Below are 20,003 nucleotides of genomic sequence, written 5' to 3' on the forward strand. Positions count from 1 at the left end.
GTGGGGAGTTAACACGCAACTAATATTACTAACATTTAAAGGGGAGGTGAATGACATGAAAAAATGGATTAGCCCAAAAATGGACGCGCTACAAATCACAAAGTTCGATAATAAAATTTTATCAATCGAATCAGCTCTATACGCAAGCGGAGGACACCGTGGGGAGTTAACACGCAACTAGTTTTACATCCTAAATGAAGTAGAACTTTGTTTGTAAAATTAGTTGATTTAATTGAGGTGATCAAATGAAGAAATGGATCAGTCCTGAAATAAAAACTTTATCAGTTAAAAAGTTTGATAATAGGATGTCGTCAATTGAAACTTCACTATATGCAAGCAGCAGTAGTGATCACCATAGGGAGCTTACAAGAAATTAATGTTATTAAGAAATGGCTGTGTTAAAGGTTATTGTTGATTTTGTGTATTGACTAGTGCAAGAGCGAAACGCCTTTAATACAGCCTATATAATAAAAAAGTGAGGGATTAATATGGAAAAGTATGAGTATATTGAAACTGGAAATACAGCAGTAGTAGATATTGATGGAAAAGATCCAGTATTTTTAAATGAAACGGCATCAACAATAATTAAAATGCATATTAATGGAACATCACTCGAAGAAATAAAAAATAAGTTAATGAAAGAATACTCAATTCCTGAAAATGAAGTTAGAGATTTTGAAAATCAAGTTGAGTTAACAATTAGAGACTTTGACAATATGTTAGAGAGTGATGAGTGAGTCGATAGATGGTGGAGAGTTTAAAGATAAATTTTAACTTTTTCGGTGATGTAATAAATATAAAATGTAACGATTCTTATTTACTAAAGCAATTAGTTTATATTTATAAAGAGTATGTAGATTATCAAGCAACATCTATTGATTATTATATTAAAATTGATAATCGTTCTTCTTATAACATAATGGTTAGTGATATGTTATCTAATGATAAACTAGTAATTCTACACGGATCTAATGAAAATTCACTTGAAAGATGGGTTGATGAGGCTACATTTCTACCTCCAATCACAGTCCCCTTTTTTAGAAAGAAGTATTCATTTTTCCATGGATGTGCAATTAGAGTTAATAATAAAACAATCGCTATTTTTGGTCCGAGCCGTTCGGGTAAGACAACATTAATTATGGAATTACTGGAATATGGTCACCTTTTAATTAGTGATGACTTATTAGTAATTGATAATGAAACAGGAGAGATTCTCCCTTTTAAAAAACCTATAGGTCTTAGAAATACTACAAAAGAGTATTATCAAGATAAATTTAAAAAGATAGTAGAGAAACTTCCTAGCGAAATGCCAACTTTCCACATTGAAAACATTGGATTAACAACAGAGTTAATTCATATTAGTGACGTTCCAGGTTGGAAATATTATGACAATGTAAGTAAAATAGATTCAATATTTTTCGTAGACAAGCAAACTGAACTAGTAGATAATCCATATGATTTTTTTGAATTAATTAGTAATCAAGCTTGTTTATCTGATAACCCCTTTAAAACAGTATTAAAGATTTTTAGAAACTTAAATACGACGTCTATGAGATTGAATATTCGCGACCTTAATGTTAGCTCTCAGATATTACGGAGCATTGAGGATAAATGCTTAAATTAATTAGTAAAACAGATATAAAGCATTGGATGATGAATTTCCCAATGCTCTTTTTTATTTCTAAAATAAAGACATAAATCTAATTTGCGAAAAATAGATTCTAATTTTGGTTTTATAGACATTTAATATATTACCGTATCTTTTGAAAAATAAAGGAGGAGAATGAGATAAATGAGATGCATCTCTTTATAGAGAACGTAAAAGGTGTAACTTTTATAATAATATTACTTTCAAGTTTTATTTATCAAAGACAACTGAAACTAACGAAATGGCAAAGAAAGCTGTCCAAGGGCGAAATGGTAATGTATTTACTTACTTCAATAGCACTTCCTATTTATTTGATTATTTATTGGGTTCAGCTTTTGGGGACGTAATAATAGGTTATTTTTTCTCCTATTTCCAAGCAAACAAGTTCTCGAACTATCTTGCTCAGATAGAACTGTAGCTTTGCTTACTTCCTACAACGGGGGGACATTTCATCAAACAGAAGCATAGGATAATTTTATAATCTGTGAGAGGATTGAGAAAATGTACTATGTTCCTTATTATGTAAATGTACCAATGTATAGCTATGGCAATCAGCCTATTCAATGGCCAGTTCCTCATGAGGTAGTACTTCCTAATCAAGCTGGCTATGGTAATCACAATCAAATGACAACCGATTTTGGACAAAAACCTTTAGTTGTTGATATGGAGGAGGCAACTAAGCTCAACAATATGTACCGCACTGCTATATGGACAGGGAATCATATGCAAATTACGGTCATGAGCCTCAATGTTGGGGAGGATATTGGTTTAGAAATGCATCCACATGTCGATCAGTTTTTATATATTGAACAAGGGCAGGGGGTTGCTCAAATGGGTGCTAGTAAAGATCATTTAAGCTTTACTAGAAATATTCATGATGATTATGCCATCGTGGTACCTGCTGGAACATGGCACAATGTAACCAATATAGGAAATGGACCATTAAAGCTGTTTTCAATCTATGCTCCTCCTAACCACCCATTCGGAACTGTTCATGCTACGAAAGCAGATGCAGTGGCAGCAGAAGAGGGTTATGGTCATTAGCAAATAATAAATTATGAATGATAGGCAGAGTTGTTGATGTATTGCAACTTTGCTTTTTTTATGCCAAGAAAAACAATTGTTAGCAGGACGATTGACGAAATAAAAAATAACGTGTTATAATTATCTCGAATTCAAGATAAATTAATTCGAGATAATAACGAAGCTTTACGAATTGTTTTTTGTTAGCAGTTTGAAGTAGCACATAGTTAGAAAATATAAACAAGAGTAAACAATAAATTATTTACGAAGGAGAATCGTCTTATGAGCAAACATACAGAAGGTATACACCATATCACAGCAATTGTTGGGCATCCACAGGAGAATGTTGATTTTTATACAGGAATTTTAGGTTTACGTTTAGTAAAACAAACGGTCAACTTTGACGACCCAGGAACATATCATCTTTATTTTGGTAACAATGCTGGGAAACCAGGTACCATTATTACATTTTTCCCATGGGCAAACGCTTATAAAGGACGCATCGGTGATGGGCAAGTTGGCGTTACAACATATGTGGTACCAGAGGGGGCATTGCCTTTTTGGATTAATCGGCTTGCGAAATTTTCTATTCCATTCAAAAAAGCCGAACGCTTTGGAGAGCAAGTCGTTCAATTTGATGATCCACATGGACTTCATATTGAATTAGTTGCACGTGCAGAAGGCGAATTAAATAATTGGACATTTGGCGAGGTTACACCAGAGGTTGCAATCAAAGGCTTTGGTGGCGCAACACTTTATTCAAGCCGTCCACAAGAAACCGAGAATGTATTAACAGATGTAATGGGGCTTGAAAAAATAGCAACAGAAGGCGAATATGTACGCTTTCAATCAAGTGCCGATATCGGAAATATTATTGACTTAAAAACTGTACCGGGCATACGTGGTCAAATGGGTGTCGGAACAGTGCATCATATTGCTTGGAGAGCAAAGGACAATGCAGATCACTTAGAGTGGCAAGAGTATGTAATGAATCGTGGGCAACATGTAACGGAAGTAAAGGATCGTAATTATTTTAACGCTATTTATTTCCGTGAAGCAGGTGAAATTTTATTTGAAATTGCGACAGATCCACCAGGATTCGCACATGATGAAACACTTGAAACAATGGGTAGTCAATTAATGTTACCATTGCAGTATGAGCAACATCGTGAACAACTGGAAAGAACATTAATACCAATTAAAGTTCGGTCGGTAGATTGATAAAAAGGGGGACGAATCTTTTGATTTCGATTGATCCTAAGAAAAATACAGAACGTGAAAACTATAAATTATTAACTGGTAGTATTATTCCGAGACCTATTGCTTTTGTGACGACAAAGTCAGAGCAAGGTGTTATTAATGGCGCACCGTTTAGTTATTTCAATATCGTATCATCAAACCCGCCGATGATTTCTTTAGCAATTCAAAGATCGAAAGGGTACTTAAAAGATACTGCTCGTCATATTCAGTATCAAGGGCAATTTGTTGTGCATATTGTAGATGAAGATAATGTTAGCCAGGTTAATGAAACAGCGGCTACTTTGCCTGTAACTGAAAGTGAAATTGAAAAAGCCAACTTTACAGTTATAGACAGTCATTGTATTAACGTTCCTGGTATTAAAGAGGCGAAAGTTCGAATGGAGTGTCGCTTAGTACAGACAATCCCCTTACTAAATGGGAATGAGCAGACAGGTGATTTATTTATCGGTGAGGTCGTACAATTTCATTTAGATGACGCGATTTATTGTGAAGGAAAGATAGATCCAAGAGCACTAAAGGCAGTTAGCAGGCTTGCTGGATCGAGTTATGCTAAAATAGGAGATCTTTTTGAAATAGAACGTCCTAAATAGTCAGATCGAAAAATTCGATAAAAGAAAATACGCTTGTGAATGGAGCGTACGAGAAATCAACGTACCTCCATTCATGAGCAATTATCCTCCTTGATCGGTTAAATTCAACGTCCAATTACCTCTATTATTTCATTTCCTGACATGCCCAAGCATCAATCTCTACCTTGAATGCTGGCGCAGCAAGTGCTACTACATACAACATCGTCATACATGGGACGTGATCGCCAAAAAAGTCATTCATCACTTCTTTTCTTTCTGTTGAATCAAAATCCCCAACTAAGTAAAAAACCACTTTTGTTAAATCATCAACAGTCATGCTAGCACTTTCAAGATTTTTTTTAATATTGTTAAGTGCTAATTTCAATTGAGCGATTGGATTTTCAGGCACAGTGCCATCCACTGTCATCCCTATTTGACCTGATAATGTTAGCCATTTATTTGGACCCGTTATTTCAATCTGGTGAACGTAAGGAGCAACAGGTTGATGAATTTCCTTGGGATTTCTTGAGATTTTCATTTAATCAATCCTTATCTAGACGAATTTAGTGAAACTTCTAAAATATCGTACGAAAATTAACATAAAAACGTTATTTAGATGCTGTTTACCAAAGAAGTTACTTTTGATATCGCAGTTTATAGGGTTATAATAGAATTAATAAAATTCAGGCTTTAACGCTAGTATAGCTTTCAATACACTATGATTAATAGTATTGTCTTTCATATTAATTCGAAAAGAGTAAAAAATCTATTGTATATGGATTTACTCTTGGATTAAGGATTGTTATGAGCAAGATAACGCCATATTGTTATATTTTATGGGGTAATAGAAATAATCTTCTATCCCTTAAGCTCAAATAATGACATGAAAATTATATATATTGATAACTAATATGTTGTCTGCTTGCTTAATATTATCGTATTTTGTAAGTTGGCAGTTGAGGCGAAGCTGTTTTGTGGAAGGAGCGAATGCATGAGTAATTTTTTTCGAAGTAATGGATTTAAACGTTTTATTATTCTAGCTGGGATCGCTGTTGCATTATATTTAATGCGCAGTATGATTAACCTTATTCTTCTCACATTCATTATGACCTACTTAATGAATGAGCTCTCTACTAAGGCGACTAAAGAGTTTAGACGTATTGCGCCAATCAATGAAAAAGCGATGATAGTTACGCTTTATCTGCTACTTGTTGCCGGGATTATTGCTGTCATTTATAAGTATTTGCCAGTTGTGACCCAACAGATTACACAGCTTTTTGATTTGATTGCAGCTTTTAATCTCAACCCGAATGATAACGAGATTGCGAGATATTTAGCTCCGACATTTGAGAAGATTGAACTCGGTAAATATTTGGAGCAAGGCGTAGACATAACGCTTAAAAATTTAACGAACATTGGTAAAGTCATTTTGCACGTTTTCATTGCACTTATTTTGAGTTTGTTCATTCTTCTGGAGAAGAAACGAATTATTGAATTTACTGCAAAATTTAAAGATAGTAAAATTGGTCCGCTTTACGATGAGTTAACGTATTTCTCTAAAATATTTATTCGTTCTTTTGGTAAAGTAATTGAAGCGCAATTTATAATTGCTGCTGTGAATTGTGTTTTATCTGTTATAGCACTCTCAATCATGGGCTTCCCGCATTTAATTGCACTCGGAATAATGCTTTTCATCTTAGGTTTAATTCCTGTAGCAGGGGTTATTATTTCATTGTTTCCGCTTAGCATTATTGCCTATAGTATTGGTGGCCCGATGTACATTGTCTACATTCTTATTATTGTAGTTGTGCTACATGCGATCGAGGCATATTTCTTAAATCCAAAGCTTATGTCTGCCAAAACGAATCTTCCTATTTTTTATACATTTATCGTAATCCTTTTCTCTGAGCAATTTCTCGGGGTATGGGGGCTAATTATCGGGATTCCGTTGTTTATGTTCCTGCTCGATGTTCTAGGTGTTACGTCCACTGAGGGAGAACCTAAACAATCTGTAGCTATAAAAGTAAATAAGTAAAATCAAAAAAAGGAAGCATCGCTTTATGCGTATGCTTCCTTTTTTGGGTGCCAGGCACTCAAACAATTTCCTAGTTAATTGGAGCAGTGGGCGGCGACTCCTGCTCTGAACAGCACAGAATGTAAGACACCTGCACTCCGCGTGTTAGCGAGGGATGCGGCTTACGATGCGCCGCGAAAAGCGCCCGCACGTAGCAGAAATCAACGGCAGTAGATATTATTTTTGTATTCCCGCTTAGTTTGAAAAAACCGCACGTGGCTTTCTTCTGATATATAAGAAAATCAGCAATGCAGTAATACTTTCAGCGACGGGGAAAGTCCACCAAATTGCTTGTGCTCCTAGGAATTTAGGTAGCAATAAGAGCGCTGGAATAAATAAAATAATACTGCGAAGTAACATAATAGTTGTTGCAAGGCGAATTTTTTCAATAGATTGGAAAAACTCTGCAAGTACCATGTTTAAGCCTAAGAAGACATAGCCAATTGCAAATTGAACAAATCCTTGGGTTGCTATATGGCGAATTTCAAATGTACTATCGCCGAATAACGCTATTAACTGTGAAGGGAATAGCATAGCAATAATGGCAATGCTTAATCCTAGAATAAGAGCAGTCGCTAAGCCAATTTTCAATAGCGCTGTTAAACGCTTTGTTAATCTGGCACCATGGTGGTAGCTGACAAGAGGTTGTAGAGCCATACCAATACCTAGGAATACAGTTAATAATACTGTATGAATATAGTTAACCATTGCATATGCTGTTACACCGTTTGCGCCAAGGTAGTGCAAAAATGATACATTATATAAAATAACGATAATCGCCATAGAAGCTTCTACGATAAAGCTTGGTAAACCAATGGCAAATATTTTCTTTAAATCGGATAGGCTGAAAAATGAAGATACAAATTTTAATTCAGACTGTTTTCTGAAGAAATGGAGACATAGCACCGACATGCCAATGATTGTAGAGATTGCTGTAGCTAAAGCGCAACCTTTTACACCGTAATGGAGCACGAAAATAAATACGTAGTTTAATAATATATTTAAAATGGATGTAGTGATTAAGCCCATCATTGCGAGCTTTGGATTTCCATCATTGCGAATAAAAATACTTAATAAGTTTTCAATTGTGTAAAAGACACCAAATATCAAAATCACATGCAAGTATTCTTGCACATAAGGATAAGTAACATCACTTGCCCCAAATATATAGGCAATTTCCTTTAAGTTTACTAAAAGTAATAGCACCAACGTTAAAACTACTGCAAGCATCGTTGTAAATGAGAGTGTGAAAATCTGATGTGCTCGTTTTTTATTGCCTTCTCCAAGTGAAATGGAGTACAAAGTGGCACCTCCCATACCAATCCACAGAGAAATTGATAATAAGATGGAGAAAATTGGAACAGCAATATTGACACCTGCTAGAGCAGTTGGGCCAACCCCATGACTGACAAATATACCATCAACTAAAATGTTTACTGACATGAGTAGCATACCAATCATCGCTGGAAATAAGTAGGATAAAAACAGTGGCTTTAACGGTCTTGTTTCAATTGGATTAATTGTCGTCATGAGTAATTACCTCTCTTACCATGACCTTTTCGCCCTTTTCATCTAGTTCACCGTTAAAGGCGAATCCAAACTTTTTATAGAGCTGAATGGCTACTTTATTGTTGTCATAGACGCTTAAAAATATTTTTTGGCAGTTGTATTTTGTTTGTAAGAAACTGATAAGCTGCTGTAAAAAGTACTTTCCAAGCCCTTTATGCTGATAACGCTCATCAATTAAATAGCGGTCTAGCCAAACGCGTTGTGTATCGTCCTCGTGAGGAAATACACCATACATTGCGAAGCCTACCGGGATATCCTCCTTGTACAAACCAACTGGAATAAATCGTCGATCTTCTTGTGCCTCGTCTAAGCATTGCTGTGTACTTTCAATAAAGTCCTGCTGATTGTCAGCGATGTGTAAAGCTAATACTTCTTCTTTGTTTAAAGCTGTGATGTCACGTATTTCCGTGAACATAATGTCAAAACCTTTCTAAATTTATTGTGAATAGCTACAATCTAAAGTATATAGTAACTATATAGTCAAGGAAGGAAACTTAAAATGCTTAATAAAAACGTAAAATATTTTACAACAGGTGAATTTGCCAAGCTTTGTAAGGTAAATAAACAAACGCTCATTTACTATGATCAAATTGGCCTTCTATCACCAATTATGAAAGATAGTAAGGACTATCGTTATTATTCCATCGCTCAATATGATTTTTTTAGCGTTATTGAATTGTTAAAAACGCTAGGTATGTCTTTAAAAGAAATTCAAAAGTATATGGCAGATAAATCACCAGAAAATTTTTTAGATTTGATGCGTCAGCAAAAGGAACTTGTGGCGAAAAAACGGCAAGAGTTGGAAATGATTGAAAGTATTATTGAGGTAAAAATCGAGACAACAGAAGAAGCGATGCATATAGATTTTGACAGCATTACTATCGGGCATTTCCCGGAAGAGACATTATATTTAAGCAAAAATATCGAAGATTCCACAGAGGAACAGTTTGTAAAGGCTGTCTCGGATTTTATCGATGAATTGGATCGCTCGCAGCTTGATACAGGCTATCCGATTGGGGGCATCACAAAAAGAGAGCAAGTTTTAGCTGGTAACTATGATAATTATTGTTACTTATATATGGAACAACCACATCCTCAAGAAGGGCATCCTTATTTTAAAGCGATTGAAGGAGATTTTATTATTGGTTACCATATAGGATTATCAACGACGCTAGGCCAAACATATGAACGATTATTTAAGGTGATGGATGAAAACGGCTATGAGCTCGGACAGTACGTGTATGAAGAATATATTTATGATGCTGTTATTAAAAATCGTGAGGAGGACTATGTAACGAAAATTATGATGGAAATTGTCAAAAGGGCAAAGTAGTCTTGCAAAAAAGGAGAATCTACGACGTTGCGGCTACTTACGCAATGAGGTAGATTCTTGTGTGCAAAGGTTTATTTGTAATGATAAGTGCTAGCTCTTGAATTATTGCGTTGAATTTTATTAAACCATGCTTGATCTTTTTCTTCTTGCTGTAAGGTATTAACGATGGATGAGGAACAGTTAACGCAAATTTTTGCTTGTGTAATTTTACCGCATCGTTCACATGGCGCACCAAGATTAGGGAAGATTGAGGTTTTTAATTTTCCTGTCTTCACCCATTTAAAAAGTAAGTCCGATGAAATGCCTGTTAATGCAACAATTTCATCATTCGTTAAGTGCCGATTATTTTTTCTTAATAAAAAATGATGTAATTCCGAAAAAATATCCTCTTCTCGAGCGTCTATTTTTTTTCCGAACAGCAGCATTCGATTCCTCTCCCTTCTCAATTATTTAATGATTTCTTGTTTATTTTCAGTGACATTGTTAGGGTATTCATCATATTTATAATTTTCCCAACGATTACGCGCTAATTTGCGATATTTATTGGAAACATTGCGATCTGCGATTAATCTCGAGAAGCCTTTTTTGGCTTCTACAATATCGCCGAGGCGAAGGCTTAATTCGGCATGTAAATATTGAATTCGTTCGCTACCTTCTTGATTGGACGCAAAAGATTTACTGTAAAAGTCTCTTGCTGCATATAAGTAGTGCGTTTCAGATTCGCTTTCATTTTTTAAACGATACAGCCAAGCTATCTTTAGTGCGATATTAGCCATTAAAAGTGCCTCTTCCATTGAGGCCTTTGCTACGAGATAGGCCAATTTATAGCTAACGATAGCATCGTCAATAGTGCGTTCGCGACAGATGTCCATTGGCTTATGTAGTTCTTTAATATACAATTCATCGATCAGTAGCAAGAACGGTCCATACGTTCTCGTCATCGATTTATGGTAAGCATATCCGCAATGCGGGCATACAGCAACTTCATAAAGTAATGGATTCAAGCCTTCATAAACAGGCATAAAATCCGTTTGTTCTTCAACTATTTTAAAACGATTTGGTCGTACCTTATATGTTGTATATTGTTTTTTGCAAAATTTACAATCCACATTACTTTCGTAGTAGTAAATATTAAAACCCATATGAACCAACTCCTCTGTGTCGAGTTTTTAACATTTCTTTAGTTCTATTTAAATTGGGGGAATACTCGTTCAATATATTTAATGGATTTTCTACTATTTTAGCAATTCTATGTTTTTTGGTATACTCCTTCAATATGATTAAAGTAGTAAAAAGAAAATATTAATTTTTTTATGTAAAGGGAATGCTTGCTTTAAATATACTGGCAATAGTATTTATCGGTGGTGCAAAGGGAAAAGTTAAATGTTTTAGTTTACTTTATTAAATTAAGTCTGACATATCTAGAATGCTCATTTTTATAAAAAATTTTAGTAGTTTTATTATAATACATATAGGATAAATTTACTATTCAATAATATGTTGATTGATAAGGAATTTTAGGCAGTAGAAAGCTATTGTTTTTTTATTTTCAAAGTATAATAATTACTATATTTTTCTATTTAATTTAAAGGGGCTAGATTGAAATGGACTGTAAAATTATTTTCTTTGATGTGGATGGTACGCTCATCAATTACGGCAATGGTTGTATTGAAAGGAGTACGAAGAACGCTTTACAAATATTAAGAAACAAAGGTATTCGATTAGTTGCTGCAACAGGAAGACCACTATCCATGTGTCATGATTTGCAAGAACTAGGGATTGATACATTTATAACTGCTAATGGTGCTTATACTCGGCATGGTGATCGATTAATCCATACCATCCCCATCGCACAAGAAATCGTACAAAGCGTAAAAGCTTTTGCTGATGACAATAACAATAGTCTGTCATTTTTCACTGATCAACTATCAATGAATAATGTTCGCCATCCTGCAACACTAAAGGCAATGAAGGAGACATTATCTTTAGATGAGTATCCTCCTACTACTAATATTTTAAGCGAGGAAGTCTACTTAATGTGTTTATATGTCGACGAACAAGAAGAGAAAAAGTACATAACACAATTTCCACATTTGAAGTTTGAAAGATGGCATCCGACGATTATGAATGTGCTACAAGACGATGTATCAAAGTCCATCGCTGTTAAAGCAGTGCTAAAATATTTCAACCTACTTCCGAAAGAGGCAATTGCTTTTGGAGATGGAGATAATGATATTGATATGTTAAAGCAAGTTGGATATGGTATTGCGATGGGAAATGGCAGTGTCGCATTAAAAAATATCGCTAATTATATCACGATGAAATCAGATGAGGGTGGCATAGATTATGCATTACGTAAGCTACAGCTTATCTAAGGTAATAAATATGATAAAGAATGAAATAATATCGCCATCGTAATCACGTCTATTGGAGAATATCTCTCGTTTTTTCTTTTTGTTGTCTATTTAAAGATTATTAGTCTACATTAGCTAGCTATAGATGGCTTTTTGCCATAGTATGTGCACAGTATTGATTATATTTTGTTGGATAGACAGGAATGTTATTAGATTGTATGAATAAATTATAGATAATGATTGTGGTAGATGTTCTAGTTGCCATTGTCGTAAGTATTGTTTTTTTAGTCAGCACATCAGTCACTAATGAAATAAGGCGTTTTGACTTGAGCTACAGTAAGGGATATGGAATCATCATAAATAGAAATTAGCGCTGAAAGAGATACGTAGATACGGTAGAGAGGGTTTTTTGTGAAAACTGAATTTAACAAAAATAAAGTTGTGATGATTGTACAATATTGATATACATGCAATAATGATTAAACCTATGCAAAAGTGATTGTTGGAAATAATTGACTTTAAGAGGCTTATGTTAAGCTAAGGTAATGGGAAAATTAAGGCTTTAGGTGGGGTAAAAAATGGTGCATCACGTGCAATCTCTTATTGAACATTACGGGTATTTTGGGATTATTCTTATACTAGTTGGAGGGATTGTCGGGCTGCCACTTCCTGACGAAATTTTTTTAACCTATGTAGGGTATAATGTTTATCGAGAAAATTTAGAGCATATTCCTGCATTAATAAGTGCTGCGGTGGGAGCTGCAGGAGGCATCACTCTCAGCTACTTTGTTGGTCGTCGATTCGGTTTGCCGTTATTACAAAAATATGGGCCGAAAATTCATATAACTGCAAAAAAAATTGAGTTTACGAAAAAATTGTTTGAAAAGATAGGGCCTGTACTATTATTAATTGGATACTTTATACCTGGCGTTCGTCATCTTACAGCATATATTGCAGCAATTAATAATTATCCTTATAAAAAGTTTGCTGTTTATGCGTATGCAGGTGCAATCGTATGGACTTTCACATTTATTACTTTAGGGAAAGTGCTAGGAAATAAGTGGCGTTTTGTTGGTATGTATTTATCTCAATACAGCCTATTCGCAATATTGTTATTTATAATACTAATGCTGATTGTGTACTATTTATTTAAAAAAAGAAATACTATTAAATGAATACAGCCTGTTAAAAGTAGGTCTGCTACAAATGTTTATAATGGCATTTGAGGCAGACCATTTTTGTATAGAATTAAGGCAAAATCGCAAATGAACGTACAGGGAATCCAGATGCTTTTTCAGGCTTTGGCACAATATTGAAAATGACTGCTCCTTTTGCTGGTAGCTTATCTAAATTCGTCATTAGTTCAATTTGATATGTATCCTGATCTAGTACAAAGTATTCGCCATCCAGCGTACCGTTTTTACGGAAATCTGCCGCTGAATCTGTATCGAACGTTTCGTGACCAATTGCATTGATATTTCGTTCTGTAAATAAAAACTGCAACGCTTCTAATCCCCAACCTGGAATATGGTTATGACCGTCTTTATCTTTATTATTAAACAAATCCTTATCTGGCCAACGTTTACTCCAATCAGTTCGCAGTGCAACAAATGTACCTGCTTCAATTTCTCCATATTCTGCTTCGAAATCTAAAATATCTTGTACACGTAACGTGAAGTCATTGTCCAATTCAGCTTCCTTAGACTTATCAATAACAATTAGCGGTAGGACAAGTTCTTTTAATTCTAATTCGTCTAAGTAGCGTGTATCTGAAACAAAGTGGATAGGTGGATCGATATGTGTTCCATATTGCCCGGGAAACGTAAATTGTTGAGCAAGGAAGCCGTCATTATGCGAAAATAGCGTTTCAAATTTGGCATCTTCAAACATAAAGAAATGAGGCGAGTTAGGTCCGAATGTGTGTGTTAAGTCGACCCATTGCTTAGATTTTAATAGCTGCAATGCTTGTAAAAGTTCATTTGTCATTTTTATTCCCTGCTTTCTTTATGATAAGTGGTGAATCAATTTCATCATTAAATACGAACATTGAAGAAAAAAATATGATTATTCCCATCATTACGCTAAAGGCGGATGCTTTTTGCAGGCAGGCACCGAGCCGCATGGGTCGCCGCCTTCCGCTTCCGCTCCATTCAAATGTTCGTGATTTCTCTTATAAAAACTATTATGAAATTAACTCTTGTTTAAAATAAAATAAAAAAAGAGCCCTACTTGTAGAAGAGGACCCTCGTGTAACTGAAGTCAGTCTCCTCATCTTTTTGCGAAGTTCGCAAATTGGAATTAGCACCATGCCTAAGACTGGTTGCTGAGACTTCATAGGGCCAATCCCTCCATCTCTCTTGATAAGAAAAATATATGAATTTTCAGAAATAGTAATACCAAATACTTTAGCATAATTATAAATAGTTTACAAGTTCTATAGGATTGCACGGTTATAAAAAATAAGAAGCCTTCTTTATCACCAATATAAAATTACCGCTATACTACAGCACCCACCTTCTGATAATACAATTCGAATATTATCTGGCGTATATTTCGCTTCAAACTTCGCCGTAACGCCCGCTGAAGAAATGAGTTTTTGCACTTCATCTTGCTTGGAAAGCTGTGCGGCATTCTTAAGATCATGTGCAAATTGATCAGACCCTTCAATTTTCTCTGTCAGTAATTGGGCCTGCTGCATAATTGGCTGAATTTGTTTGGCAGATGTCTTCAACTTCAATGTATTAATAGGCGGGTACGGATTAGGGTTTGGAGATGTGGGCATCGCAAGTTGTCCCGGCAAATGATGCGGTAAAGGCGAATTAGAAATGCCCCAATTTGGATAATGATTTACATAAACATAATACGGATAAGGATTGTAATACAGCAGAATTCCTCCAATCCATAGCTAATATCTTAGTGTATCTTATGTAGCAGCATTATGTTTTGTGTTGAGGGTCATCTTTTATATGGAGCGTGTACCATGGTCGTGGAGATAAAGGGAAATTAACTAAAATAGTAGAATAAGTAATAGATAATGTAGAAAAGGGGCAGATGGGATGAATCGTTTAAATTTAATTACATTGGGTGTAAAAAATATGGTAGAATCGTTGGCATTTTATCGTGATGGCCTTGGGTTTGAAGTAGTCGTCTATGGGGATGAAACAAATCCAGATGTTATTTTTTTCAATAATGCAGGAACAAAAATATCTTTATTCCCAATTGAGCGCTTAGTAAAGGATATTGATGAAGCGAATCCACCCGCTGTAGGCAATGGCTTTAATGGCATTACACTTGCCTATAATGGAAAGTCTAAAGAAGAAGTCGATGAAGTATTTTTGTTAGCAAAAAAAGCTGGGGCGAATATTGTAAAAGAGCCTGAAACAGTGTTTTGGGGAGGCTATAGCGGCTATTTCCAAGATCCAAACGGCTTTTATTGGGAAGTTGCACATGGTGATATGTGGCAATTCGATGAAAATGATATGTTAATTATTAAGGAATAGATTAAAGGCGTGCTTTGATGAAATAGGTCAAAGCACGTTTTATATACTTAGTCTATAGAGGAGATAAGAAAGTGAAACCATTTTGGGAGAAAGATTACTTAGCAGATACGCATTATGCTTTTGGTAATCCTAGTGAGGAAGTGGTTGAATGGGCAAATAGGTTACAAGCAGGTGCACGCATTTTAGATATAGGATGTGGTGATGGTAGGCACGCAGTCTATTTAGCAAAGCTTGGGTTTGAGGTTGAAGCCATCGATATTTCGGAGGCAGGTATTGCTAAAATCAATAGATACAAAGAGTTGCACCAATTACATAACTTACAAGCTATTGTGCAAGATGCTACTACATATGAGTTTAAACATTCCTATGATTGTATTATTTCACATGGCTTGTTCCACTTTTTAGAGCGTGAAGATTGGCATAGCATTATGCATTCCATGCAAAAACATACGAAGATACAGGGCATCAATATTATTACCGTATTTACAGACGAAGTAGATATTCCAGAAGATTTAGCACCATTTATTAAAGGAATATGTAAAGAAGGTGAAATCAAAGATTTATATCATAGTTGGTCAATTCAATATTATCGTTCCTACCAATTTGAAGATCAGCATGATAACAATATTAAACATTGTCACGCAGCAAATAAATTAGTCGCTGTAAGAAAATAATAAGAAAAAACGAGGCATCATTGTTATTTTAGGTTATTTTAAGGTTTTATATTTAAGTTAAGTATTGAAAACTCCTCTTTTGTTAAGGATAACAAAAGAGGAGGTGTGATACGATGGCACAACAGATTCTATGTGAAGTCAATAACTGCACGTATTGGGGCTCTGGTAACAAATGTACTGCAGAAGCTATTTACGTTGTAAGTCAAAAAGGTCAGCATGCATCCAATAGTGAAGAAACAGATTGCAAAACATTTACACCTGAAGAGCATTAATGGCGTTAGGGTAACCCTTTAGGGGGCTACCCTTTTTTTATGTCATAACTGGTACATATCTACTTTGTCTTTCTTGAACAATAGGGTATGAGCATTTTTGACCTTTTCCTCTACATAATCTAATGAATAATTGCCAAAGGCGTCTGTTAAATCACCAATTGCACGAGATAAATTATCAATGACAGGTATTAATGTTTCGAGCTCATTCAATTCTTTTCCTGCGTTCATCTCATCCATAATTTCATGAGCAAGATGTTGAATTTTCCGAAGGCGTTTGTTTTCCGCTTGCATCATATCCTCCTTTAAGCATCATCTTTTATACTGACTAAATATATGATGGTTGCTTGTAGTTCATGAGTGAATACTTTTACTCATATTTGTTATAACTGGTAAAATAAATATAGCGATTTTTTTGAAATGGGAGGGGGAGCGAAATGAAGAGGATTTACGTAATTAGACATTGCGAAGCACAAGGGCAATCTTCAAATGCGCCTTTAACAGAAAAAGGGCACGAGCAGGCAAAGCGTTTAGCTGACTTTTTTCATACTTATAAAATCGACCGAATCATTTCGAGTCCTTTTTTACGTGCCATCCAATCGATAGAACTATTAAGTAAAACAACAAACAAAAAAATTGAGTTAGATGAACGTCTTTCAGAACGTATATTAAGCACGGATACTTTACCAGATTGGTATGAAAAACTAAAAATAACTTTTACTAATTTGGATTTAAAATATGAGGGTGGGGAGTCCAGTCAGGAGGCAATGGAACGCATCAAGAACGTTGTAAAAGAAGTGGCTGAGAGAGGAACTGAACATACGGTTATCGTCAGTCATGGTAATCTCATATCCTTACTATTAAAGAGTTATCAAAGTGATGTAGATTTTCAGTTTTGGCACAGGCTAAGTAATCCAGATGTCTATCAAATAAGCTATATTCATAACGAAGCGGTTATCGAACGTATTTGGGGACGCACAACAATAGAAGACAAGAAGCCGGACTACATTATGATAAATGGAGTCTGGCTTTGTTTGACGTTCCGAAACTATATTTAGTATTGAAATGTAACGCGAACAGTGGCACTAATAGTGATTTGCCCTTGTTCAATAGGTGTTACCATTGACGAATCTGCCATTGCCATCGATTTATATAGCACAGGACCACTTTCGTTTTCTTCAACAATTTCTATCGGCTGAGGATGCACAGATAATTGCATCGTCTGTGCTATCGTGTTAGCTTTCATTTGGGCATTATGAAGTGCCAAGCTAAGTGCCTGCTGGTAATATACATCCGCATTATCAATTTTAAATTGAATAGAGGAAATACGATTTGCTCCATTTTCCACAGCCGTATCAATAACAGCCCCAACAAGATTTGTATCAGGTATTTTTACTGTAATAGCATTTGCCACCTCATAGCCTTTAAATACCTGTTTGCCATCTACATAATCATAAATAGGCGCAATCGTATAGGTGGCAGTTTGTATATTTTCCTTTGGAATAGTTAGTGCCACAATAGATTGAATTACACGATTCATAATACTAGCATTTTCCTGCTGTGCTTGCTGCACATTTTCTCCTTGCGTAGTTACCTCAATTTGAAGCTGAACATAACTTGCATTCGCAACTACTTTTCCATTTCCTGTTACAGTCATAATTCGCGATGCAGGGAGAGAATGTGGATTTGCATGTTGGTAATACATTTAATACCACCCCCCCGACTGGTCTTTAGTAACGTTTTAAATCATTTTTAACAATGCTTCTACTCCAGTCATTCCTGCGAATATGCCTAGTTGCTCTGCCTCAAATGTAACGGATTCAAGTGGGGCTGTTAACAGCTCATCTATTGTTTTCACTCCAACCGCTCGACCTGCGATGATTTTTCGATCTAATAAGCGACTATTTAAAAGACCGACATCTAATGCACCACACATGATGTAGCCCGTATCATTCGAAATAGTTAGTAGTGTCGTTTTTGGTAAATGTACAATTACAGCAGTGAAAAAATGACCTTTAATCATAATAGGTTCAATTGTCACCATGAACATCACACTCCTTTTCTCTCTATACATATGGCAATAGATAAAAAGGTGTTCGGTATTTCCACTAAAAAAGTGTGTGTGACGTTAATTGTTTGAGAATTGTTTGTGTGCCTGGCACTTATTTTGTATAAGAAAGCAATGCAGTTTGTTGTATATTTTTTAACGCTAATTTAGCCTCATCTTGCGTAGTGTACTCGAACATACGGTATGAATCTTGTTCAAAAACAGTAATAACCCACATTTTAAAATCCCCTTTGTATGCAAATTTGTAATATAACAGTAATCAAATATATTATCGTTGTTATATATCAGTTTATGCACCTTATTTTACACCGATTTTGTAAAAAATAAAGTGTTAAATGAAAGGTTTCACATTTCGTTCAAAAATTGTCGCTACGTTTGTGGAAATTATTTAAAAATAAGGATGTTGAAAAAAGTTTAATTAAACAAGTTATTAAAGTATGGAGAAACAGTTTATTAAATGATTTTTCAATATAATGTTATAGAGGGTTTAAGTAAAATCCGGCAGTCTTTTTGAAGTATAATTCAACGTGTTTCGTAAATAGTAAGATGAGCTGTAATATGCAATAAAATGTGGGAGGTGATACTGTGATACGTAAAAATGTATTGTTTTTGACGGCTTGCTTTTTATTCATTTCTATATGTTTTACAGGAATGAATACCTCTGCAGAAAAAGGGCGTAGTGAATATGAGGAGACTGGTGAGGTTGTGTGGGATATTAACACAAAGGATAAAATTGTTGCCTTAACCTTTGATGATGGCCCAGATCCGAAGTATACCTCACAGGTGCTAGATATTTTAGCTAAATATGAAGCAAAGGGGACCTTTTTTATTATTGGTCAAAATGCAGAAAAGTATCCAGATGTTGTTTCAAGAACTTATAAAGAGGGTCATGAACTTGCCAACCATACTTACACACACCCATTCAAAGTTTCCGTATCTAAATTACAGGAGGAACTACAGCGGACAAACGAAATGATTAATAATATTACTGGTTTTTCACCTGTATTATTTCGTCCTGTAGGTGGTAATTATAACGATAAAATAATCAATACTGCCGTAAAAAATGGTTATCAGGTCGTAATGTGGTCTTGGCATCAAGATACACAAGATTGGAAAGAACCAGGAGTAAATAAAATTGTCCATAAGGTGCTTGATGGAACAAAGCCAGGGGATGTTATTTTATTTCATGACGGAGGCGGCAACCGCACACAAACAATTAAAGCCCTAGAAGAAATAATACCTACATTAAAAAAACAGGGCTATACATTTGTAACTGTATCGGAATTAATTGAAAGAAAACAGCAACAAGAGAAAATCCAATAAAAAATAAGCCATTTCAATATATTGAAATGGCTTATTTTTCTTTATAAGAAAAGAATATTCTACGTATTTAAACTAGAAAAATAATAAAGGTGCTAATGCAATTCCGGCAATTGCGCCAAGGGCAATTCCAACGCCAAACCCGCCAAACCCTGGTCCTCCGAAACCCCAACCCCAAAAACCTAAACCATATCCTCTGTTTTGTCTATCAGGTAGAATCCATACCTGTCTTCTATCCACTCTAGTTATTTCTCCGACATGAACATTCCCAGATGTATCAGTAATTTTTACACGTTTACCGTGATATTTACAGCAAAGATTATAGCATTCAGCTGGATTCAC

27 protein-coding genes and 1 riboswitch are annotated in these 20,003 nt (G+C 35.2%); of the genes, 15 read left to right on the plus strand and 12 right to left on the minus strand.

Features of this window, described 5'->3' with window-relative positions:
* The 6 genes from ACIQXJ_RS19430 to ACIQXJ_RS19455 all read left to right on the plus strand — a co-directional run.
* A partial coding sequence (locus ACIQXJ_RS19430) for a hypothetical protein (protein ID WP_403080886.1) occupies positions 1-181 on the plus strand: 181 nt, incomplete at its 5' end.
* Between the two features lie 307 nt (positions 182-488).
* The gene (locus tag ACIQXJ_RS19435) at positions 489-737 is read left to right on the plus strand and encodes a PqqD family peptide modification chaperone (protein WP_403056617.1); all 249 of its coding nucleotides are present in this window, start codon (positions 489-491) and stop codon (positions 735-737) included.
* An 8-nt stretch (positions 738-745) separates the two neighbouring features.
* On the plus strand, positions 746-1,624 hold the full coding sequence (locus ACIQXJ_RS19440; RefSeq protein ID WP_403056620.1) for a phosphoenolpyruvate carboxykinase (ATP): 879 nt from the start codon (positions 746-748) through the stop codon (positions 1,622-1,624).
* Between the two features lie 525 nt (positions 1,625-2,149).
* The gene (locus ACIQXJ_RS19445; RefSeq protein ID WP_403056622.1) at positions 2,150-2,692 is read left to right on the plus strand and encodes a cupin domain-containing protein; all 543 of its coding nucleotides are present in this window, start codon (positions 2,150-2,152) and stop codon (positions 2,690-2,692) included.
* A 261-nt stretch (positions 2,693-2,953) separates the two neighbouring features.
* A complete protein-coding gene (locus ACIQXJ_RS19450; protein WP_403056624.1) occupies positions 2,954-3,892 on the plus strand; it encodes a ring-cleaving dioxygenase in 939 nt (312 codons plus the stop codon).
* 20 nt (positions 3,893-3,912) lie between these two features.
* Positions 3,913-4,521 (plus strand): flavin reductase family protein, encoded by a 609-nt coding sequence (locus ACIQXJ_RS19455; RefSeq protein ID WP_403056626.1) that lies wholly within the window; start codon positions 3,913-3,915, stop codon positions 4,519-4,521.
* Between the two features lie 124 nt (positions 4,522-4,645).
* On the opposite strand, the gene ACIQXJ_RS19460 is transcribed toward ACIQXJ_RS19455, so the two are convergent.
* On the minus strand, positions 4,646-5,038 hold the full coding sequence (locus tag ACIQXJ_RS19460) for a RidA family protein (RefSeq protein ID WP_403056629.1): 393 nt from the start codon (positions 5,036-5,038) through the stop codon (positions 4,646-4,648).
* A gap of 453 nt (positions 5,039-5,491) precedes the next feature.
* Here ACIQXJ_RS19460 and ACIQXJ_RS19465 point away from each other — a divergent pair, with 453 nt between their 5' ends.
* Positions 5,492-6,535, plus strand: a complete 1,044-nt coding sequence (locus tag ACIQXJ_RS19465) for an AI-2E family transporter (protein WP_403056632.1) — start codon at positions 5,492-5,494, stop codon at positions 6,533-6,535.
* Positions 6,536-6,769: 234 nt separating this feature from the next.
* Here ACIQXJ_RS19465 and ACIQXJ_RS19470 read toward each other — a convergent pair whose 3' ends face one another.
* Together ACIQXJ_RS19470 and ACIQXJ_RS19475 are read right to left on the minus strand one after the other, a co-directional pair.
* On the minus strand, positions 6,770-8,104 hold the full coding sequence (locus ACIQXJ_RS19470; protein ID WP_403056635.1) for an MATE family efflux transporter: 1,335 nt from the start codon (positions 8,102-8,104) through the stop codon (positions 6,770-6,772).
* Positions 8,091-8,558: a GNAT family N-acetyltransferase gene (locus tag ACIQXJ_RS19475; protein ID WP_403056638.1), complete on the minus strand. Its 468-nt coding sequence runs from the start codon at positions 8,556-8,558 to the stop codon at positions 8,091-8,093. Before ACIQXJ_RS19475 ends, ACIQXJ_RS19470 begins: the two co-directional genes overlap by 14 nt.
* 84 nt (positions 8,559-8,642) lie before the next feature.
* Between ACIQXJ_RS19475 and ACIQXJ_RS19480 the strand changes: the two genes are divergently transcribed.
* Positions 8,643-9,476, plus strand: a complete 834-nt coding sequence (locus ACIQXJ_RS19480; protein ID WP_403056641.1) for a MerR family transcriptional regulator — start codon at positions 8,643-8,645, stop codon at positions 9,474-9,476.
* Between the two features lie 71 nt (positions 9,477-9,547).
* On the opposite strand, the gene ACIQXJ_RS19485 is transcribed toward ACIQXJ_RS19480, so the two are convergent.
* Positions 9,548-9,901: a hypothetical protein gene (locus ACIQXJ_RS19485; protein ID WP_340821849.1), complete on the minus strand. Its 354-nt coding sequence runs from the start codon at positions 9,899-9,901 to the stop codon at positions 9,548-9,550.
* 21 nt (positions 9,902-9,922) lie between these two features.
* Positions 9,923-10,618, minus strand: a complete 696-nt coding sequence (locus ACIQXJ_RS19490) for a DUF2225 domain-containing protein (protein ID WP_403056644.1) — start codon at positions 10,616-10,618, stop codon at positions 9,923-9,925.
* Positions 10,619-11,080: 462 nt separating this feature from the next.
* On the opposite strand from ACIQXJ_RS19490, the gene ACIQXJ_RS19495 reads away from it, so the two are divergent.
* Both ACIQXJ_RS19495 and ACIQXJ_RS19500 read left to right on the plus strand, forming a co-directional pair.
* Positions 11,081-11,851 (plus strand): Cof-type HAD-IIB family hydrolase, encoded by a 771-nt coding sequence (locus tag ACIQXJ_RS19495; protein ID WP_403056647.1) that lies wholly within the window; start codon positions 11,081-11,083, stop codon positions 11,849-11,851.
* A gap of 557 nt (positions 11,852-12,408) precedes the next feature.
* Positions 12,409-13,005 (plus strand): DedA family protein, encoded by a 597-nt coding sequence (locus ACIQXJ_RS19500; protein WP_403056650.1) that lies wholly within the window; start codon positions 12,409-12,411, stop codon positions 13,003-13,005.
* A gap of 73 nt (positions 13,006-13,078) precedes the next feature.
* Here ACIQXJ_RS19500 and ACIQXJ_RS19505 read toward each other — a convergent pair whose 3' ends face one another.
* Positions 13,079-13,816 (minus strand): cyclase family protein, encoded by a 738-nt coding sequence (locus tag ACIQXJ_RS19505; protein ID WP_403056653.1) that lies wholly within the window; start codon positions 13,814-13,816, stop codon positions 13,079-13,081.
* A 279-nt stretch (positions 13,817-14,095) separates the two neighbouring features.
* A riboswitch (SAM riboswitch) is annotated at positions 14,096-14,197 on the minus strand.
* 109 nt (positions 14,198-14,306) lie between these two features.
* Positions 14,307-14,612: a YuzC family spore coat inner layer protein gene (locus ACIQXJ_RS19510; RefSeq protein ID WP_340821855.1), complete on the minus strand. Its 306-nt coding sequence runs from the start codon at positions 14,610-14,612 to the stop codon at positions 14,307-14,309.
* 274 nt (positions 14,613-14,886) lie between these two features.
* On the opposite strand from ACIQXJ_RS19510, the gene ACIQXJ_RS19515 reads away from it, so the two are divergent.
* The 3 genes from ACIQXJ_RS19515 to ACIQXJ_RS19525 all read left to right on the plus strand — a co-directional run bounded on the left by ACIQXJ_RS19515 (position 14,887) and on the right by ACIQXJ_RS19525 (position 16,276).
* Positions 14,887-15,330: a VOC family protein gene (locus ACIQXJ_RS19515; RefSeq protein WP_403056656.1), complete on the plus strand. Its 444-nt coding sequence runs from the start codon at positions 14,887-14,889 to the stop codon at positions 15,328-15,330.
* Positions 15,331-15,401: 71 nt separating this feature from the next.
* A complete protein-coding gene (locus ACIQXJ_RS19520; protein ID WP_403056659.1) occupies positions 15,402-16,004 on the plus strand; it encodes a methyltransferase domain-containing protein in 603 nt (200 codons plus the stop codon).
* A gap of 113 nt (positions 16,005-16,117) precedes the next feature.
* Positions 16,118-16,276 carry a DUF1540 domain-containing protein gene (locus ACIQXJ_RS19525; RefSeq protein WP_173479301.1) on the plus strand — a complete coding sequence of 53 codons (159 nt, stop codon included), beginning with the start codon at positions 16,118-16,120 and terminating at the stop codon, positions 16,274-16,276.
* Positions 16,277-16,318: 42 nt separating this feature from the next.
* Here the strand turns inward: ACIQXJ_RS19525 and ACIQXJ_RS19530 are convergent, their stop codons facing one another.
* Positions 16,319-16,567, minus strand: coding sequence for a group-specific protein (locus tag ACIQXJ_RS19530; protein ID WP_483869675.1), 249 nt, complete (start codon positions 16,565-16,567; stop codon positions 16,319-16,321).
* 143 nt (positions 16,568-16,710) lie between these two features.
* Here ACIQXJ_RS19530 and ACIQXJ_RS19535 point away from each other — a divergent pair, with 143 nt between their 5' ends.
* Entirely contained in the window at positions 16,711-17,331 is a 621-nt protein-coding gene (locus tag ACIQXJ_RS19535; RefSeq protein ID WP_403056662.1) for a histidine phosphatase family protein, read from the plus strand.
* Here the strand turns inward: ACIQXJ_RS19535 and ACIQXJ_RS19540 are convergent.
* The 3 genes from ACIQXJ_RS19540 to ACIQXJ_RS19550 all read right to left on the minus strand — a co-directional run bounded on the left by ACIQXJ_RS19540 (position 17,328) and on the right by ACIQXJ_RS19550 (position 18,558).
* A complete protein-coding gene (locus tag ACIQXJ_RS19540; RefSeq protein WP_403056665.1) occupies positions 17,328-17,978 on the minus strand; it encodes an SIMPL domain-containing protein in 651 nt (216 codons plus the stop codon). The two genes, ACIQXJ_RS19535 and ACIQXJ_RS19540, sit on opposite strands and share 4 nt — an antisense overlap.
* A 36-nt stretch (positions 17,979-18,014) precedes the next feature.
* Positions 18,015-18,317, minus strand: a complete 303-nt coding sequence (locus ACIQXJ_RS19545) for a YunC family protein (RefSeq protein WP_173479305.1) — start codon at positions 18,315-18,317, stop codon at positions 18,015-18,017.
* A 118-nt stretch (positions 18,318-18,435) separates the two neighbouring features.
* The gene (locus ACIQXJ_RS19550; RefSeq protein WP_401013313.1) at positions 18,436-18,558 is read right to left on the minus strand and encodes a hypothetical protein; all 123 of its coding nucleotides are present in this window, start codon (positions 18,556-18,558) and stop codon (positions 18,436-18,438) included.
* A 434-nt stretch (positions 18,559-18,992) separates the two neighbouring features.
* Between ACIQXJ_RS19550 and ACIQXJ_RS19555 the strand changes: the two genes are divergently transcribed.
* Positions 18,993-19,664: a polysaccharide deacetylase family protein gene (locus ACIQXJ_RS19555; RefSeq protein WP_403057055.1), complete on the plus strand. Its 672-nt coding sequence runs from the start codon at positions 18,993-18,995 to the stop codon at positions 19,662-19,664.
* A 72-nt stretch (positions 19,665-19,736) separates the two neighbouring features.
* Here ACIQXJ_RS19555 and ACIQXJ_RS19560 read toward each other — a convergent pair whose 3' ends face one another.
* Positions 19,737-20,003: a hypothetical protein gene (locus ACIQXJ_RS19560; RefSeq protein ID WP_403056668.1), complete on the minus strand. Its 267-nt coding sequence runs from the start codon at positions 20,001-20,003 to the stop codon at positions 19,737-19,739.

Source organism: Lysinibacillus sp. NPDC097868 (assembly GCF_044761135.1).
GTDB lineage: Bacteria > Bacillota > Bacilli > Bacillales_A > Planococcaceae > Lysinibacillus.

What these genes read in the sequence shown, in the direction of transcription:
- ACIQXJ_RS19550 (WP_401013313.1), bottom strand. Translation starts at nt 18,558, where the DNA reads ATGTGGGTTATTACTGTTTTTGAACAAGATTCATACCGTATGTTCGAG.
- ACIQXJ_RS19450 (WP_403056624.1), top strand. Translation starts at nt 2,954, where the DNA reads ATGAGCAAACATACAGAAGGTATACACCATATCACAGCAATTGTTGGG.
- ACIQXJ_RS19500 (WP_403056650.1), top strand. Translation starts at nt 12,409, where the DNA reads ATGGTGCATCACGTGCAATCTCTTATTGAACATTACGGGTATTTTGGG.
- ACIQXJ_RS19525 (WP_173479301.1), top strand. Translation starts at nt 16,118, where the DNA reads ATGGCACAACAGATTCTATGTGAAGTCAATAACTGCACGTATTGGGGC.
- ACIQXJ_RS19540 (WP_403056665.1), bottom strand. Translation starts at nt 17,978, where the DNA reads ATGTATTACCAACATGCAAATCCACATTCTCTCCCTGCATCGCGAATT.
- ACIQXJ_RS19475 (WP_403056638.1), bottom strand. Translation starts at nt 8,558, where the DNA reads ATGTTCACGGAAATACGTGACATCACAGCTTTAAACAAAGAAGAAGTA.
- ACIQXJ_RS19485 (WP_340821849.1), bottom strand. Translation starts at nt 9,901, where the DNA reads ATGCTGCTGTTCGGAAAAAAAATAGACGCTCGAGAAGAGGATATTTTT.
- ACIQXJ_RS19505 (WP_403056653.1), bottom strand. Translation starts at nt 13,816, where the DNA reads ATGACAAATGAACTTTTACAAGCATTGCAGCTATTAAAATCTAAGCAA.
- ACIQXJ_RS19445 (WP_403056622.1), top strand. Translation starts at nt 2,150, where the DNA reads ATGTACTATGTTCCTTATTATGTAAATGTACCAATGTATAGCTATGGC.
- ACIQXJ_RS19535 (WP_403056662.1), top strand. Translation starts at nt 16,711, where the DNA reads ATGAAGAGGATTTACGTAATTAGACATTGCGAAGCACAAGGGCAATCT.
- ACIQXJ_RS19470 (WP_403056635.1), bottom strand. Translation starts at nt 8,104, where the DNA reads ATGACGACAATTAATCCAATTGAAACAAGACCGTTAAAGCCACTGTTT.
- ACIQXJ_RS19530 (WP_483869675.1), bottom strand. Translation starts at nt 16,567, where the DNA reads ATGCAAGCGGAAAACAAACGCCTTCGGAAAATTCAACATCTTGCTCAT.
- ACIQXJ_RS19555 (WP_403057055.1), top strand. Translation starts at nt 18,993, where the DNA reads ATGAATACCTCTGCAGAAAAAGGGCGTAGTGAATATGAGGAGACTGGT.
- ACIQXJ_RS19435 (WP_403056617.1), top strand. Translation starts at nt 489, where the DNA reads ATGGAAAAGTATGAGTATATTGAAACTGGAAATACAGCAGTAGTAGAT.
- ACIQXJ_RS19510 (WP_340821855.1), bottom strand. Translation starts at nt 14,612, where the DNA reads ATGCCCACATCTCCAAACCCTAATCCGTACCCGCCTATTAATACATTG.
- ACIQXJ_RS19495 (WP_403056647.1), top strand. Translation starts at nt 11,081, where the DNA reads ATGGACTGTAAAATTATTTTCTTTGATGTGGATGGTACGCTCATCAAT.
- ACIQXJ_RS19465 (WP_403056632.1), top strand. Translation starts at nt 5,492, where the DNA reads ATGAGTAATTTTTTTCGAAGTAATGGATTTAAACGTTTTATTATTCTA.
- ACIQXJ_RS19545 (WP_173479305.1), bottom strand. Translation starts at nt 18,317, where the DNA reads ATGGTGACAATTGAACCTATTATGATTAAAGGTCATTTTTTCACTGCT.
- ACIQXJ_RS19440 (WP_403056620.1), top strand. Translation starts at nt 746, where the DNA reads ATGGTGGAGAGTTTAAAGATAAATTTTAACTTTTTCGGTGATGTAATA.
- ACIQXJ_RS19480 (WP_403056641.1), top strand. Translation starts at nt 8,643, where the DNA reads ATGCTTAATAAAAACGTAAAATATTTTACAACAGGTGAATTTGCCAAG.
- ACIQXJ_RS19490 (WP_403056644.1), bottom strand. Translation starts at nt 10,618, where the DNA reads ATGGGTTTTAATATTTACTACTACGAAAGTAATGTGGATTGTAAATTT.
- ACIQXJ_RS19515 (WP_403056656.1), top strand. Translation starts at nt 14,887, where the DNA reads ATGAATCGTTTAAATTTAATTACATTGGGTGTAAAAAATATGGTAGAA.
- ACIQXJ_RS19460 (WP_403056629.1), bottom strand. Translation starts at nt 5,038, where the DNA reads ATGAAAATCTCAAGAAATCCCAAGGAAATTCATCAACCTGTTGCTCCT.